This is a genomic window from Noviherbaspirillum sp., from assembly GCF_036563305.1.
In the GTDB taxonomy this organism is placed as follows: Bacteria; Pseudomonadota; Gammaproteobacteria; order Burkholderiales; family Burkholderiaceae_D; genus Noviherbaspirillum.
In genome coordinates, this window is sequence record NZ_DATCMQ010000016.1 from 396,187 (window position 1) to 410,153 (window position 13,967).

Sequence of the window (13,967 nt, forward strand, 5' to 3'; positions counted from 1 at the left end):
TCCGTGCAAATTCCGCGCCCGGCGGCCGCCTCGTGCGCATCCGCAAGACGCGAACCGCGGCGGACAGCAGAATGAGCGCAACGAGGATTTGGAGAAACGCATGAAAAAGCTTCTGGGCCTGGTAGTTCTTTCTCTCGCCTTGCCCTGCCATGCCGATTTGCAGCCGCGCTGGGAAGTCGGCTTCGGCGTGGGCGCGGTGAGCATTCCGGACTACCGGGGCGCGGAAAACCGTAGCGGCTACCTGCTCCCGGTGCCGTATTTCGTCTATCGCGGCGACGTGCTGCAGGCCGACCGCGGGGGTGTGCGCGCCGCATTGCTCGATCGCGGCAACGTGCAGCTCAACCTCAGTCTGAACGGCAGTGTCCCGGTCAGCGCCGACGACAATCCACAGCGGCGGGGCATGCCCGACCTCCGGCCCGCCGTCGAGATCGGTCCGACCGCGGACATCCGGCTGTGGCAGGCCGTCGACCGGAAATCGGCACTGTCGCTGCGCCTGCCATTGCGCGCCGCGGTCACCGTGGAATCCTCGCCGCGACACGTCGGCTGGCTGTTCGCCCCGGGCCTCAGCTTCACGACGGACGCCCCGGCCGGATTGCGCGGCTGGAAGCTCGGGGTGCAGGGCGGGCCGCTCTATGCCGACAGCGATTACAGCAGCTATTTCTACGGAGTACGGCCGGACCAGGTGGCCGCCGGGCGGCCAGCCTATGACGCGCCGGGCGGCTTTGCCGGCACGCAGTTCACGGCGACCTTGTCGCGCCGTTTCGCGCGGTACTGGATCGGCGGTTTCCTGCGTCACGACAGCCTGCGCGGCGCGGCATTCCGCGACAGCCCCCTGGTGCGGCAACGGGACGGCGTGTCAGTGGGCCTCGCCGTTGCGTGGATATTCGGCGCCTCGTCCGAGCTGGTCGATGCCGGGCGCGATCGTTAGCGCGTCCACCGGAAGCAAGATGGATGCGGCCCTGCAGGCGAGCAGGCAAATGCTCGTCGCGGCCATATCGACTACGGGGCGGGCACTAGGGAATTGCGTGGTCTGCGGGGGGTCTCAGGCCGACAGGAGGAACCCTGATGAAAGCGAACGTACGAGCAAAAGTGCAGGGCAGCCGAATGCGGGACGCAGTACCTCCGGCCTATCGCGACGCGGTGGCGAAGGAGGTCCGTGCCGACGGCATCTACACGCTGATCCTGTGCGACCACGGCGAGCGGGATGTGGTGATGTCCGCACCGCTGGCACGGGCCCTGCGCAGGATGGGAGAGCCCGCGGCGGACGGCGTGCTCATCGTCGGCACGGTATTCACCGAGGAGGCGCAGGTATTGGCGCGTGCGCACAACGCCCGCATCATTCCCCTGCGCAGTGGCAAATGGACGGATTCGTCCGCGCGCCAGCGGCAACTGAAACCGACACCTGTGTGATCACCCGGCCCGTCGGTTCGCAGCCGCTGGGCGTGCACTTCCCCTTGCATGCCGCTTCTACGCAAGCGGCGGGTCGGTCGGCGCGCCGGACGCGCGACCTGCTGGAAGCACGTTCCAGCGGACGCGGCATCGCCTTTCTTTTAGAATGGCGCTCATTTGCCCCGCGCCATCGGCGCGCACCGATATCAGCATGTCAATTATTGAAGAAGCGGCCCTTGCCGGCCTGCTTGCCGAACTCGGCATTACGCCGCCAATCCTGGCTGCAAAAGGACTGCCCCCATACGCTGTCGCGCCCGAGGTCGTCGCTGCCGAGACAGGCGGCGACGACCGGGAGCATCTGCTGGTGCCTGCCGCAGCGCGTGCGTGGCGGCAGATGAAGCAGGCGGCCGCGGCTGACGGCGTCGACATGCATATTGTCTCGGCCTTTCGTACCCTGGAAGACCAGGCCGACATCATCCGCGAGAAGATTGCCCGGCGGATGCCCATGGAAAGGATCCTCATGCTCAGTGCGCCGCCGGGCTACAGCGAGCACCATACCGGCCGCGCAATCGATATCAATACGCCCGGTTGCATTCCGCGTGAAGAACCATTCGAGGACACCGCGGCATTTCGCTGGCTGCAGCGCCATGCGGTGCGCTTCGGATTCACGTTGTCCTATCCGAGGGGGAATGCGCTCGGCTTCATCTACGAACCTTGGCACTGGTGCTGGCAGTCGCCGGCGGAAGGGGGCGGGAAATGAAAATGAGAATGGCCGAAAACTCGCTGTTCGCGATCCTGCTGCGCAAGCCATGGTGGATCAGCATCCTGCTGGCGGGCGTGGTGGCGCTCGCGATGGCGGCCGTGCTGCCGCGCGATTTTGCGCCCTATGGCGCATCCGGGGCCTTCCCGTTCCTGGTCATCGGGATCATTGCCGCCGTGCGGCAGTGGCGGGTCCCGAATGCGGCGACGGTGACGCGAACCCTCGATGCACTGCGCGCAATGCCATGGAATGCCTTTGCCGCGGCGGTTGAACAGGCGTATCGCCGCCAGGGATACGAAGTGCGCCGGCTCGACGGCGCCGCCGACTTTGCGGTGGTAAAGGCAGGGCGCAGCACACTGGTCAGCGCGCGCCGCTGGAAGGCGGCGAGCACCGGCGTCGAGCCACTGCGTGAACTGCTGGCGGCGGTCGACAGGGAGCATGCACAGGATGCCGCCTGCCTGAGCCTCGGCGGCGCCAGCGGCGCGGCGTTGCAGTTTGCGCAACAGAACCGGATCCGCGTCGTCAGCGGCGCGGAACTCGCCCTGCTGATGCAGGGAGTGACGTCGCCCCGCACCTGACGTCGCCCTTTACCGCAGGCTGTCACATTCCCGGGCGGCTGCCCTGGCCCTCGTTGACGGCGCCTCGCCAGGCGCCTGTCTCCTGGCCGCGCGACTCGATGAACTCCTTGAATCGCTCCAGGTCGCCATGCACGCGGTGCGAGAACACACCCAGTGCGTCGCCGACATTCTCGGTCACGCCTTCCGGGTCATAGTCCATCTGCACCATGATGCGGGTGGTATTGGCATCGATATGGTGGAATGTCACGACGCCGGCATTCGGCGCGCCGGTCGTGCTGCGCCAGGCGATGCGCTTGTCCGGGATCTGTTCCGTGATCTCGGCATCCCACTCCTTGCGCTTGCCTCCCACGTCCGCACACCAGTGCAGGTGCGTGTCGTCGAGCTGGCGGACCTCCGTGATGCCCTCCATGAAGCGCGGGAATTCCTCGAACTGGGTCCACTGGTTATAGGCAGTGTTGACCGGCACATTCACTTCGATCGATTTTTCTACTGTAGACATGTTGACCTCCTGAAATTGAAGTTGCACTCCGGCGCCGGCAGGCTCGACAGCCGACTCGTAACGGTTAGACAAGGGCGTGCCGGAAGATTCAGGCGAAAGCGCGGGGATGGAGGGGCAATGCGGGCGACAGTCGACGCGGAGGCGGAGGCATGCTTAAATGCAATCTTCCCTATGCTTTCGGCAATCTCATCATGATCGACTGGCTCCGCCGCCTGTTTGCCGCTGATCCCGCCCCCCGTATCCAGGCGCCCGCGGCCGCTCCGCGCCCGGCGCCTGCCCGGGCCGCCAGCTTCGCCGACGACTGGGTGACGACAATGCAGCGCGACCGGATCGACTTCATGTTTGCGAGCTGGCTCTTCGAGGCGGAGCATCACGCGGAGGTCTTCACGAGTCCGCACGAGGACGCGATCCTGGCGGAGCTGGATGCGGTGCTGCAGTCGCGCGAAGCGGGAGCCCACCTGCTGCGCCGGCTGCCGGGCGTCATCCCGCAGCTGCTGCAAAGCCTGCGCGGCGGCGAATTTGCCGGCCCCGAACTGGCGCGCAAGATCTCGGGCGACCTGGTGCTGGTCGCCGAGGTGCTGCGACTGGCCAACAGCGTAGCCTACAAGCCCGGCACAGCGATCACCAGTGTCGAGCACGCCGTCATGATCCTTGGCCAGAACGGCCTGCGCCAGTTGATTACCAGCGTCGCGTTCAAGCCGATCATCGACCTGCGCTCGGGCAGCTTCACCCGTATGGTGGCGCCGCGGCTGTGGGAACAGTCCGAGCGCTGCGCCCTGGCCAACCGGATGCTGTCGCGGGGGGATGCCGCGGATCCGCTCGACACCTTTCTCGCCGGCCTGATCCAGAACGTCGGCCTTACCGTCTCGCTGCGCGTGATTGACCGCATGTCCGACAAGGGGCAGGCCATCGGCTCGCCGACCTTCTGCAACGGGCTGGCCAGCATCGGCAGGGCATTGGCCTGCAGCATCGGCGCCGACTGGCACTTTCCGGCGCCGGTCCTCGGCGCGATTCGGGAGCAGGGAGAAAACAAGCCCGCCGATGCAATGTCGCCGGTTGGGCGTATCCTCTTCATGGGCGACTATCTGAGCAAGATGGACATCCTCGCGCGGCACGGCCGCCTCGATACGACCGACCCGCGGGTATTGGCCGGTCTGCAGGAGGAGGAGCTGGAATGCCTGGCGCAACTGGCCGGGGTCGAAGAGCGCGTCTGGCTGCTGCCGGCCGCCGGCGCCAGGCAGCCGGCTGCGGCAGGACAATGAACCAGTAGCAATTCGTGCACACTAAGCTACAGCTATTGCATCAGACCATTGTCAGGAAGGAAATCCGACCGATATGTCCAGAATCTTTTCAAAAGCCGAAGACGCTGCGCCGGCGGACGCGCCCGCAACCGGTCGGCCAGAGGGCGAGTCCACCGGTGCTGTGGAACCGGACGCGGCAAAGCCGGCGGGCGTGGGTGCCGACATCGCGAACATGATCGGCAATCACAAGGGAAAGCTCGCGATGGGCGCCGCCGCCATGCTCGGCGTCGCTATTTTCTACAAGTGGCGGGAAGGCCGGCTCGCGAAGGAAGACCCCGAGGAATATGCCCGGCTGCAGCGGCTGAAGGCTGCCGTCGGCAAGGATGCCGAGGCGGATGGCGATAACAACGAAACAGGCAGCCGGCAATGAAAACCCTCAAGATCGATTTCGTGTCCGACGTATCGTGCCCATGGTGTGCGATCGGCCTCAAGGCGCTGGAGCAGGCCCTGCAGCAGGTGGCCGGCGAAATACACGGTGTCCTGCATTTCCAGCCTTTCGAACTGAACCCGCAAATGGGTCCCGAGGGCCAGGACATCGATGAACACCTGGCGGAGAAATACGGCGCGAGCCCCGAGCAGTCGGCCCGCACCCGCGAGGCGATCCGCGCGCGCGGCGCCGAAGTCGGGTTCGATTTCCGCATGGACCGGCGCAGCCGTATCTACAACACCTTCGACGCACACCGCCTGCTGCACTGGGCCGGGCTGGAAGGGCGCCAGCAGGCACTCAAGCACCTGCTGTTCGGCGCCTACTTCACCGACGGCGCGAACCCCGGCGACCATGACCTGCTGGTGCGGCTGGCGGCGGAAGCCGGACTCGACCCGGAACAAGCCCGCCAGGTCCTGGCTTCGGACGCCTACGCGCAGGAGACGCGCGCGCAGGAACGCTACTACCTCGAGCAGGGCATCCACTCGGTCCCCGCGGTCATCATCAACGACCGCTACCTGGTGCAGGGCGGCCAGCCGGCGGCGGCGTTCGAGCAGGCATTGCGGCGCGCCGCCGCAGACTGAGTTCAGCGCTTCAGGCGATAGCCGGTGCGGAAGATCAGCATGATCGCCACCAGGCACAGCAGCAGGAAGCCGAGCGTCATGCCGAAGCTGATGCCGACGTGGACGTCGGATACACCGTAGAAGCTCCAGCGGAAGCCGGAGACCAGGTAGACCACCGGATTGATCAGCGTGAGTTTCTGCCAGAACGGCGGCAGCATGTGGATCGAGTAGAAACTGCCGCCGAGGAAGGTGAGGGGTGTGACGATCATCACCGGCACGATCTGCAGCTTCTCCCAGCCATCGGCCCACACGCCGATGATGAAGCCGAACAGGCAGAAGGTCAGCGCCGTCAGGATCAGGAAGCCCACCATCCAGAACGGGTGCAGGATGGTGTAGTCGACAAAGAGGCGCGCGGTGCAGAGGATGATCACCCCGAGGATCACCGACTTGGTCGCCGCCGCGCCGACATAGCCGACCACGATCTCCAGCGGCGACACCGGCGCCGACAGCACTTCGTAGATCGTGCCCGCCCATTTCGGCATGTAGATGCCGAACGACGCATTCGAGATGCTCTCGGTGAGGACCGACAGCATCACCAGGCCAGGCACGATGTAGGCGCCGTAGCTGATGCCGTCGATCTGCTCCATCCGCGAGCCGATCGCCGCCCCGAACACGATGAAGTAGAGCGAGGTGGAGATCACCGGCGAGGCGATGCTTTGCATGATGGTGCGAAACCAGCGCGCCATCTCGAACTTGTAGATCGCCTTGATTCCATGAATGTTCATTGTTGTTTTTCCTCGTGCACCAGGCTGATGAAGATCTCTTCCAGCGAGCTCTCGCTGGTCTGCAGGTCCTTGAAGTGGATGCCGTACTCATCCAGGCCGCGCAGCAGCTCCGGGATGCCGGTGCGCTCGTCGGCGGCATCGAAGGTGTACACCAGCTGCGACCCGTCCGCCGACAGCTCCATGCGGTAGCCGGAGAGGGCGGCGGGCACCGCGGACAGCGGCTGCTGCAGGTGCAGCGTCAGCTGCTTCTTGCCCAGCTTGCGCATGAGGGCCGACTTCTCCTCGACCAGCAGGATGCGGCCCTTGCTGATGACGCCGATGCGGTCGGCCATCTCCTCGGCTTCCTCGATGTAGTGGGTGGTGAGGATGATGGTGACGCCGCTTTCGCGCAGGCGTCGCACCATTTCCCACATGTCGCGCCGCAGCTCGACATCGACGCCGGCAGTCGGCTCGTCGAGGAACAGGATCTTCGGTTCGTGGCTGAGGGCCTTGGCGATCATCACGCGGCGCTTCATCCCGCCCGACAGTGCCATGATCTTGGCATCCCGCTTTTCCCAGAGCGAGAGGTCCCTCAGGATCCGCTCAAGGTACGCGTCGTCGGGCGCCCGGCCGAACAGGCCGCGGCTGAACTTCACCGTGTCCCAGACGCTCTCGAAGGCATCGGTCGACAGCTCCTGCGGCACCAGCCCGATCTTGGCGCGCGCCGCCCGGTACTCGCGGGCGATGTCGTGGCCGTCGGCGGCGACCGTGCCGCTGCTGGGGTTGACGATGCCGCAGATGATGCTGATCAGCGTGGTCTTGCCGGCGCCGTTCGGGCCGAGCAGCGCAAAGATTTCGCCCGCACGGATCTCGAGGTTGATTTCCTCCAGGGCCCGGAAACCGGTCGCATAGGTCTTGGTCAGGTTGCGCACCGAAATCACCGGATGCCCCCGGCTCGTCATGTCCGGCATGTTTTCTCCTTGTTATGCATGGCAGGCGCCATGTTAAAACATCCGGCGCCAGCAGGTGCGCGTGCCCCGGATCTTGACGCAGGTCGATTGCTCGCCGTGCGGCAAGAACTGTTTCGCCGGCGGATGGACTGAGGAGTAGTCATATTCAGGAGGACGCATGCAGACCACCCGGGATCAAGGACAACTCTGGAAAAAGATCGCCGACGCCTACCAGCAATGGGACGGCGACAGGGCCAGACTGATGGGCATCGACGACCTGTCGGAAATCCTGCCGGACCTCGATCCCGACGAGATCGAACAGGCACTGGCCCGGGCGCACGCCGAAGGCAAGGTGGCGGGCTACGACGGACGCCGCCGCTTCCGGCTGGTCCCGAATCACTAGCGCGCGTGCGGGCTACATCCTGCCGAAGAACCAGTTCACCGCAAAGCGCGCAACCTCGGCGGGTATCTCGTGCCCGCCTTCAAACTCGTCATACATCACCGCATACTCTGCCCGCCGCAGGCGCGGGACGATCGTCCTGCTGCACGGTCCGACCGGCAGCACGGCGTCGCGCGTGCCGTGCGAGATGAATACCGCCGGCTGGCCCCGCGGCTGCAGCGGCGCAATGAATCCCGGCGAGAACGCGATCACATGGCTGAACAGGTCGCCGTTGGCCAGGCCCAGGGAGAGCGCATAGGACGCCCCATCCGAAAAGCCGCCGATCGCCAGGCGCCGCACATCGATCGCATGGCGCGCGAATACCTCCCCGAGTGCCTGGTCGAGCAGGCGCACGTCGGGTCCGTAGGTGCGGCTGACGATGACGTCCCAGGTCGGTGCCTGGGACGCCGGCGCCACCAGGATCATGCCGTTGTCGTCCGCCAGGTGCCGCAGCAGGTCCAGGCCGTGGTGGGCGTGCCCCCCGCCCCCGTGCAGCAGCAGGACCAGGGGAGCCGGGTTGGACGGGTCGCACCCGGGCGGCACGTACAGGTAGCTGTCGCGCCGGCTGCCCAGGTCCAGCTTCTGCAGGCCATGCTGTGCAGCGGCAGCGGCAGCGGGGCGGGACGGACGTGCATGCAGGACGGCATCGCGGGACATGTTCGATCCTTTGCGTCAATCGGAGCGCCGGGAAGCGTTTAGATCCTGCCGTCCTGCTTGGTTCCGGCCGTCGCGCGGCCGGCCACCTATCCCTTCACATGTGCTGCGCCAGGAACCTTGGATCGGACGTGGAGTCATCTGGACTCTTTTCTACGTCCTTACAAGGAGACGAGCAATGGATGAGCAACAGCACATGAACCGCAGCGGCGCCGGCTTTCCGGTCGATCGCCCGCTCGAGGCGCTCAAGGCCGACCACGCTACTGTGAAGCAACTCTTCGAACGCTTTCTTAACACGCAGGACATGAACGTGCGGCAGGAGGCCGGACCGCGTGTCATCGAACTGCTGGAAATGCATGCTGCACTGGAAGAGACGGTGTTTTATCCGCAGGTGCACGACGTCGATCCGTCTCTGGTCAACCATTCCGAACAGGAACACCAGGAGGCACGGGACCTGATGCAGCAGCTCAAGGGCATGGACGTCGGCGACCCGCAGTATGAGCAGCTGATGCGGCAGCTGTCGGAATCGGTCCTGCACCATGTCGAAAGCGAGGAGCAGCAGCTGTTCCCGAAAGTGCAGCAGGCGAATCTCGACATGACCGCACTCGGCGTGCAGATGCAGGCCTACGAGGCCAGCATGGTGAGCGCAGCGGCGCGGGCAAGCGACCAGCCGGGCAGGCCGCGCTGAGCAGGGCGGAGGACGCCGGCCCAGGACTGCGCCTGTCGTCCTGCGGCCGGTGTCGCCGAAGGACGACGCGCAGGACGGTTACGCGGCGCTGACCTGCCTGCTGTCGAAGTAGCCCTTGAAATGCCGGATCTTCCCGTCTTCGTTGAAGGTCAGCAGGCTCACGCCTTCGTACTCCAGCGGCTTGCCGCCGGCGTCGGTACCGGTCGACCGCCAGAACAGCCCGGCCGAATGATCGCTCGCGGTGACGTCAGTGAACTCGGAGTGGATGTCGCGGAATACGCCCCGGTACTCGCGCCAGAACTGCGCGATCTGGTCCCGCCCCTTGCGCTCGTGGCCCGTGCGCTCCACCAACGGGTTGCTCAACTCGGCGTCATCGGCAAACATCTCGACGATGGTATCCACGCCCGCCGATTCTCCCTGCTCCACGCTGTGCAGGCGCGCGATGAAGGTTTCCGCCATGCTCCTGACCTGTTGCTGATCCATGCTTTCCTCGCAGTAAACGGTTCAAGGCACGCCTGCGCGGTGCCGGCGCAAGCAGAAGAAGTGGCAGTACGATGTGGGCCGGCGGGCAAAGTTCACCGATGCCCGCGTCAGCCTGCGCTGGCGCGGCGCAGGGGCTGCGACGAGGCGGCTTCGATCACGCTGCGGAAGAAGGTGACCAGTTGCGGCACGTGGTGGTCGAAGGTGAACTGCGCCCGTTGCGACCAGACCCGTTCGCGCACCGCCTGCATGGCGCCCCTGTCATGCAGGGCCGCGGCGAGGCCGGCAATGTCGTCGAAGAACACGCTGATGCCCAGGGCCTGCGCCAGGGAGCGGGTGGCGACCAGCGCGCCGTCGTTGCTTTGCTGGATCATCGGCAATCCGGCTGCCGCCAGCGTGCTCATCCGCGCCGGATAGTTCAGGTCGTCCCAGTTGGCGCGCCGCAATTCGCCGCCGTTCACGCTCCTGAAGCTGTGCAGCCAGCCGGCGTCGTACTGCGAGAATTCGCGCGTCCAGCGGCCCTGCTCGACATTCGGGTGGAGGTGCAGGTAGCCTGGCGCGAGCGCCTGCGTCCGGTCGATCCACTCCTTCCACTGGCCGTGCGTGAACTCGCCGTAGAAATGCAGATGGATGCGGTGCGCGGCAAGCTCCGCCACCGTATGGGGATGCAGCCCGATCGGACGACCCGGGGAAACGGTGTGAACCTCGCCATCGGATTCCGACAGCAGCGGCGAGCGCGGCTGGTCGAACCAGTCGCGTTTCGGCAGGTCGCCGTCCAGCACATGGGTGGGCTTGCTGCGCGAGAGTCCCGGCACGACGGTGTCGAACCAGTCGCGCATCTCCGGGCTTGAAAAGATCTGTCCGTCCGCATGGCGATGCAGTTCCACCAGCTGCGGCCAGGTGCCTTTCTCCATGCAGATGAACGGGCCTTCCTTGAAGTGCCAGACGAAGGGCGTGCCGCGCGTCGCCATCATCACTTCGTGGGCGAATGGCACCGCCTGCCAGTTCAGCAGCGCATAGATGACATCCGGCTGTATGCGCTGCACCGCCTCCCGCCAGTTGTCGCGGGGCAGATCCTCGACGTGGCCGAAAGGCAGCGGCCCGACGGTGTTGTACCAGTAGGGGTCGCGCATCCAGAGCCCGTACAGCTTGTGTCCTTGCTCCTCCAGCGCCAGCACCCGGTCCGCGTTGTAGGCCAGTTCGCCGACCAGCAGGATCTTCAGGCCGTCGGCGGCGGGCGGCGTGTCCGGCCGTTCCCGCATGGCTTGGTATTGCGTCACTTCGTCGATGTGGTGGCCGGCGCTGCTGTGGAAGCGCAGCGGCTGCGTGACCCGGTAGCGTGAGCGGAAGGTGTTGATGCCGCCAGCCGGCTCCTGCATGATCTTGTGCCGCTGATGCGGATGATCGACCCATTCGCAGCTGACGCTGCCGGTGCCAACGAAGGCGCCGAGCGGCCGCAGCAGGGACCAGTACAGGCGATCGAGGTCGTCCGACTCGAGTTCCTTGCGTTCGATCCAGCGCAGTTGCATGCGGCGGTGCATGCACTGGACGAGCTGCAGCGGCCGGCCCGCGATCTGCCCGTCGGCATCGCGGTTGTAGCGATGGCGGACGCCGGAGAACGCGAGCACGGCAGCCGGATCCTGGTCGAGCCGTGCCTTGAGCTGCTGCAGATGATCGCGGTAGTAGACATCGTCGCTCGGCAGGTAGGCGACCAGCGGCGCGCGCGACTTGCCCAGCGCCAGGTTCAGTGCATGGCCGAGTCCCTTGTTCTCGGGCAAACGGTAGAAATGGATGCGCGGATCCCCGAGGTAGGGAGCGACGGCAGCCTGGGTACCGTCGCGGGAGCCGTCGTCCACGATGATCGCTTCCCAGTCCTCCATGCGCTGCGCCAGCAGGCTGTCCAGTGCACGTGCGATGAACTGCGCATGTTCGAAGGTGGGCATCAGCACGCTGACGGCGGGTGCATGGATGAGCTGCATGTATTCCTCTTGTCTGGACGTTGCACCATCCTACGGCGACTATGGACCTGGCCTCCTTGATTTGCGACGACAATCCTGTGCGCCGGGATAAATCACCCATCCGGCGCATCACATCCAGGCCATCAAACCGGCCCGCGGTTGACGAACTACAACGCGCTGCCGACGGGTTTGCGGACATACTGTCCGGCATCAATCCGACTGAAGCGAACATGAACCTCCAATGCACGACGCCGCCTGATTGCCTCGCCCGAGGAAGAGGGGAGGCGGCATGAGCCGTCACTGGGTCAGCGGCAACCGGTTCGCCCTGCTGGAGAACGGAGAGCAGTTCTTTCCACGCGTATTCGACGCGATCGCACGGGCGCGCACCGAGATCCTGATCGAGACCTTCATCCTCTACGAGGACAAGGTCGGCAAGGCGCTGCATGCGGCGCTGGTCGAGGCCGCGCGGCGGGGCGTCAGCATCGACGTGACCGTTGACGCCTTCGGCTCGCCGGACCTGTCGGAGGACTTCATCCGCACGCTGACGGAAGCCGGCGTGCGCCTCCACGTCTTCGACCCGGCCCGCAAGCTGTTCCGGCGCTTCAACTATTTCCGCCGCATGCACCGCAAGCTGGTGGTGGTGGACGGCGCGTTGGCCTTCGTCGGCGGCATCAACTATTCGGCCGACCACCTTGCGGACTTCGGGCCGGAAGCCAAGCAGGATTACGCGGTCGAGGTGGAGGGGCCGATCGTCGCCGACATCCACCGCTTCATGCGCGCGGCCATCGAGGAAGGCAAGCCGCGGCGCTGGTTCCGCCGCCGGGCGGCGCCCGGGCCGAGCCGCCCGGTGCCGCGTGCAGGCGACGCCGAGGCGATGTTCGTCTGGCGCGACAACGGCGAGCACCGCAACGACATCGAGCGCCACTACCGGCTCGCGCTGAGGCTGGCGCGCAAGCGGGTCATCATTGCCAACGCCTATTTCTTCCCCGGCTATGCGTTCCTGCGGGAACTACGCAAGGCGGCCCGCCGCGGCGTCGAAGTGTCGCTTATCCTGCAGGGCAACCCGGACATGCCGATCGTGCAGACCGCCGCTGCCATGCTGTATTTTCATCTTCTGCGCGGCGGCGTGCGGATCTACGAATACTGCAAGCGGCCCCTGCACGGAAAGGTGGCCGTGGTCGATGACGAGTGGTCGACGGTCGGCTCCAGCAACCTCGATCCGCTGAGCCTTGCACTGAACCTCGAAGCGAACGTGATGATCCGCGACCGTGCCTTCAACCGCGAACTGGCCGCCAACCTGGAGGGGCTGATCGCGCACAGTTGCAAGCAGATCGAAGCCGAGGACCTGCGCGAGCCGCACCTGTGGCGCAAGCTGCGCAGTTTCGTGCTGTTCCATGTGCTGCGCAAGTATCCGTCCTGGGCGGGTCGGCTGCCGGCCCATGCGCCTCGCCTTGCACTGCTGAAGCCGGAGGCGGAGCAGCAGGCAACCGACCGCCTGGATGAAAAGGCCAGCCTGTGAGCGCGCATCGGACGGCGGCTGCCCGGAAGGGCGGCATTACCGCGCGCGCCTGGTGGCCGTGGCTCAAGCGCGCGCTCACCGTCCTGTTCTTCGGGGTGGTGGGGTACCTTCTGTACACCCAGGCCCGTTCGGTGGAATGGGGAGAGGTGCTCGAGACATTGCGGCGGCGCCCGGCATCGACGTTGTGGCCGGCAGCCGTCCTGGCCGCCTGCAGCTACCTGCTGTACAGCTGTTTCGATCTGCTCGGACGCCGCGTCACGCAGCACGGGCTGCCGGTCGGGCAAGTGATGACGGTGAACTTCATCAGCTACGCCTTCAACCTCAACATGGGATCGCTGGTGGGCGGCGTCGCCTTCCGCTATCGCCTCTATTCGCGGCTCGGTCTGGACACCGCCACCGTGACCCGGGTGGTGGCGCTCAGCATGCTGACCAACTGGCTCGGCTATCTGCTGCTGGCCGGTCTGGCATTCACCCTGACCCCACCGGAGCCGCCGGCCGACTGGAAGCTCGGCACCGGCGGGCTGCGCTTGCTGGGCGCCGGCCTGCTGGCGGCCGCGCTCGCCTATGTGCTGTTGTGCGCATTCTCGCGCCGCCGCGACTGGAGCATACGCGGTCACGACATCCAGCTGCCTTCGCTGAGAATGGCACTGCTGCAGTTGCTGATGTCATCCGCGAACTGGCTGCTGATCGGCGGGACGGTGTGGCTCCTGCTTGGGCGGGAGATCGCCTTCGGTCCGGTGCTCGCCGTGCTGCTGGTGGCGGCCGTGGCGGGCGTGATCACCCATGTGCCGGCCGGGCTCGGCGTGCTGGAGCTGGTGTTCGTTACCCTGCTGTCGCACGAGGTGCCCCGGAATGCATTGCTGGCGGCCCTGCTCGCCTACCGGGCAATCTACTACCTGGGCCCGCTGGCCATCGCGGCACTTGTGTACGTGGTCATGGAACTGCGGGCACGGCGCGCCGGCGGCCGCAAGGGCGGCTGACCGGCCGCATGCCCACCATGC

Annotated in this window: 17 protein-coding genes; 11 read left to right on the forward strand and 6 right to left on the reverse strand. The window is 65.9% G+C overall.

Annotated elements, in window-relative coordinates; translation table 11 throughout:
• Nucleotides 1-100: 100 nt before the first annotated feature.
• The 4 genes from VIM12_RS18300 (at nt 101) to VIM12_RS18315 (ending at nt 2,727) form a co-directional block, all read left to right on the forward strand.
• Nucleotides 101-928, forward strand: a complete 828-nt coding sequence (locus VIM12_RS18300; RefSeq protein WP_331943330.1) for a MipA/OmpV family protein — start codon at nt 101-103, stop codon at nt 926-928.
• A 137-nt stretch (nt 929-1,065) separates the two neighbouring features.
• On the forward strand, nt 1,066-1,410 hold the full coding sequence (locus tag VIM12_RS18305) for a hypothetical protein (RefSeq protein ID WP_331943332.1): 345 nt from the start codon (nt 1,066-1,068) through the stop codon (nt 1,408-1,410).
• A 190-nt stretch (nt 1,411-1,600) separates the two neighbouring features.
• A complete protein-coding gene (locus VIM12_RS18310; RefSeq protein ID WP_331943334.1) occupies nt 1,601-2,149 on the forward strand; it encodes a M15 family metallopeptidase in 549 nt (182 codons plus the stop codon).
• A gap of 2 nt (nt 2,150-2,151) precedes the next feature.
• Nucleotides 2,152-2,727, forward strand: coding sequence for a restriction endonuclease (locus VIM12_RS18315; RefSeq protein WP_331943336.1), 576 nt, complete (start codon nt 2,152-2,154; stop codon nt 2,725-2,727).
• A 22-nt stretch (nt 2,728-2,749) separates the two neighbouring features.
• Here VIM12_RS18315 and VIM12_RS18320 read toward each other — a convergent pair whose 3' ends face one another.
• Nucleotides 2,750-3,226, reverse strand: coding sequence for an SRPBCC family protein (locus tag VIM12_RS18320; protein ID WP_331943338.1), 477 nt, complete (start codon nt 3,224-3,226; stop codon nt 2,750-2,752).
• 191 nt (nt 3,227-3,417) lie between these two features.
• On the opposite strand from VIM12_RS18320, the gene VIM12_RS18325 reads away from it, so the two are divergent.
• The 3 genes from VIM12_RS18325 to VIM12_RS18335 all read left to right on the forward strand — a co-directional run bounded on the left by VIM12_RS18325 (nt 3,418) and on the right by VIM12_RS18335 (nt 5,535).
• Entirely contained in the window at nt 3,418-4,488 is a 1,071-nt protein-coding gene (locus VIM12_RS18325; RefSeq protein ID WP_331943340.1) for an HDOD domain-containing protein, read from the forward strand.
• 73 nt (nt 4,489-4,561) lie between these two features.
• Nucleotides 4,562-4,897 carry a hypothetical protein gene (locus tag VIM12_RS18330; protein WP_331943342.1) on the forward strand — a complete coding sequence of 112 codons (336 nt, stop codon included), beginning with the start codon at nt 4,562-4,564 and terminating at the stop codon, nt 4,895-4,897.
• Nucleotides 4,894-5,535 carry a DsbA family oxidoreductase gene (locus tag VIM12_RS18335; RefSeq protein ID WP_331943344.1) on the forward strand — a complete coding sequence of 214 codons (642 nt, stop codon included), beginning with the start codon at nt 4,894-4,896 and terminating at the stop codon, nt 5,533-5,535. The genes VIM12_RS18330 and VIM12_RS18335 overlap by 4 nt, the downstream gene beginning before the upstream one ends.
• Nucleotides 5,536-5,537: 2 nt before the next feature.
• On the opposite strand, the gene VIM12_RS18340 is transcribed toward VIM12_RS18335, so the two are convergent.
• Both VIM12_RS18340 and VIM12_RS18345 read right to left on the reverse strand, forming a co-directional pair.
• Nucleotides 5,538-6,299: an ABC transporter permease gene (locus VIM12_RS18340; RefSeq protein WP_331943346.1), complete on the reverse strand. Its 762-nt coding sequence runs from the start codon at nt 6,297-6,299 to the stop codon at nt 5,538-5,540.
• On the reverse strand, nt 6,296-7,249 hold the full coding sequence (locus tag VIM12_RS18345) for an ABC transporter ATP-binding protein (RefSeq protein WP_331943348.1): 954 nt from the start codon (nt 7,247-7,249) through the stop codon (nt 6,296-6,298). Before VIM12_RS18345 ends, VIM12_RS18340 begins: the two co-directional genes overlap by 4 nt.
• Before the next feature lie 157 nt (nt 7,250-7,406).
• Here VIM12_RS18345 and VIM12_RS18350 point away from each other — a divergent pair, with 157 nt between their 5' ends.
• Complete coding sequence (locus tag VIM12_RS18350) at nt 7,407-7,631, forward strand: hypothetical protein (protein WP_331943350.1); 225 nt, start codon at nt 7,407-7,409, stop codon at nt 7,629-7,631.
• Nucleotides 7,632-7,643: 12 nt separating this feature from the next.
• On the opposite strand, the gene VIM12_RS18355 is transcribed toward VIM12_RS18350, so the two are convergent.
• Nucleotides 7,644-8,324 carry a phospholipase gene (locus tag VIM12_RS18355; RefSeq protein ID WP_331943352.1) on the reverse strand — a complete coding sequence of 227 codons (681 nt, stop codon included), beginning with the start codon at nt 8,322-8,324 and terminating at the stop codon, nt 7,644-7,646.
• 175 nt (nt 8,325-8,499) lie between these two features.
• On the opposite strand from VIM12_RS18355, the gene VIM12_RS18360 reads away from it, so the two are divergent.
• On the forward strand, nt 8,500-9,009 hold the full coding sequence (locus tag VIM12_RS18360; RefSeq protein WP_331943354.1) for a hemerythrin domain-containing protein: 510 nt from the start codon (nt 8,500-8,502) through the stop codon (nt 9,007-9,009).
• 78 nt (nt 9,010-9,087) lie between these two features.
• On the opposite strand, the gene VIM12_RS18365 is transcribed toward VIM12_RS18360, so the two are convergent.
• The gene (locus tag VIM12_RS18365) at nt 9,088-9,492 is read right to left on the reverse strand and encodes a nuclear transport factor 2 family protein (protein WP_331943356.1); all 405 of its coding nucleotides are present in this window, start codon (nt 9,490-9,492) and stop codon (nt 9,088-9,090) included.
• 107 nt (nt 9,493-9,599) lie between these two features.
• Nucleotides 9,600-11,468 carry a glycosyltransferase family A protein gene (locus tag VIM12_RS18370; RefSeq protein ID WP_331943358.1) on the reverse strand — a complete coding sequence of 623 codons (1,869 nt, stop codon included), beginning with the start codon at nt 11,466-11,468 and terminating at the stop codon, nt 9,600-9,602.
• A 268-nt stretch (nt 11,469-11,736) separates the two neighbouring features.
• Between VIM12_RS18370 and clsB the strand changes: the two genes are divergently transcribed.
• Nucleotides 11,737-12,966, forward strand: a complete 1,230-nt coding sequence (gene clsB, locus VIM12_RS18375) for a cardiolipin synthase ClsB (protein ID WP_331943360.1) — start codon at nt 11,737-11,739, stop codon at nt 12,964-12,966.
• Nucleotides 12,963-13,946, forward strand: a complete 984-nt coding sequence (locus VIM12_RS18380) for a lysylphosphatidylglycerol synthase domain-containing protein (RefSeq protein WP_331943362.1) — start codon at nt 12,963-12,965, stop codon at nt 13,944-13,946. The genes clsB and VIM12_RS18380 overlap by 4 nt, the downstream gene beginning before the upstream one ends.
• Nucleotides 13,947-13,967: the final 21 nt, after the last annotated feature.

Bases quoted from the DNA above. Each gene is read 5' to 3' on its own strand.
- VIM12_RS18300 (WP_331943330.1), top strand. From the start codon at position 101: ATGAAAAAGCTTCTGGGCCTGGTAGTTCTTTCTCTCGCCTTGCCCTGC.
- VIM12_RS18305 (WP_331943332.1), top strand. From the start codon at position 1,066: ATGAAAGCGAACGTACGAGCAAAAGTGCAGGGCAGCCGAATGCGGGAC.
- VIM12_RS18310 (WP_331943334.1), top strand. From the start codon at position 1,601: ATGTCAATTATTGAAGAAGCGGCCCTTGCCGGCCTGCTTGCCGAACTC.
- VIM12_RS18315 (WP_331943336.1), top strand. From the start codon at position 2,152: ATGAGAATGGCCGAAAACTCGCTGTTCGCGATCCTGCTGCGCAAGCCA.
- VIM12_RS18320 (WP_331943338.1), bottom strand. From the start codon at position 3,226: ATGTCTACAGTAGAAAAATCGATCGAAGTGAATGTGCCGGTCAACACT.
- VIM12_RS18325 (WP_331943340.1), top strand. From the start codon at position 3,418: ATGATCGACTGGCTCCGCCGCCTGTTTGCCGCTGATCCCGCCCCCCGT.
- VIM12_RS18330 (WP_331943342.1), top strand. From the start codon at position 4,562: ATGTCCAGAATCTTTTCAAAAGCCGAAGACGCTGCGCCGGCGGACGCG.
- VIM12_RS18335 (WP_331943344.1), top strand. From the start codon at position 4,894: ATGAAAACCCTCAAGATCGATTTCGTGTCCGACGTATCGTGCCCATGG.
- VIM12_RS18340 (WP_331943346.1), bottom strand. From the start codon at position 6,299: ATGAACATTCATGGAATCAAGGCGATCTACAAGTTCGAGATGGCGCGC.
- VIM12_RS18345 (WP_331943348.1), bottom strand. From the start codon at position 7,249: ATGCCGGACATGACGAGCCGGGGGCATCCGGTGATTTCGGTGCGCAAC.
- VIM12_RS18350 (WP_331943350.1), top strand. From the start codon at position 7,407: ATGCAGACCACCCGGGATCAAGGACAACTCTGGAAAAAGATCGCCGAC.
- VIM12_RS18355 (WP_331943352.1), bottom strand. From the start codon at position 8,324: ATGTCCCGCGATGCCGTCCTGCATGCACGTCCGTCCCGCCCCGCTGCC.
- VIM12_RS18360 (WP_331943354.1), top strand. From the start codon at position 8,500: ATGGATGAGCAACAGCACATGAACCGCAGCGGCGCCGGCTTTCCGGTC.
- VIM12_RS18365 (WP_331943356.1), bottom strand. From the start codon at position 9,492: ATGGATCAGCAACAGGTCAGGAGCATGGCGGAAACCTTCATCGCGCGC.
- VIM12_RS18370 (WP_331943358.1), bottom strand. From the start codon at position 11,468: ATGCAGCTCATCCATGCACCCGCCGTCAGCGTGCTGATGCCCACCTTC.
- clsB (WP_331943360.1), top strand. From the start codon at position 11,737: ATGAGCCGTCACTGGGTCAGCGGCAACCGGTTCGCCCTGCTGGAGAAC.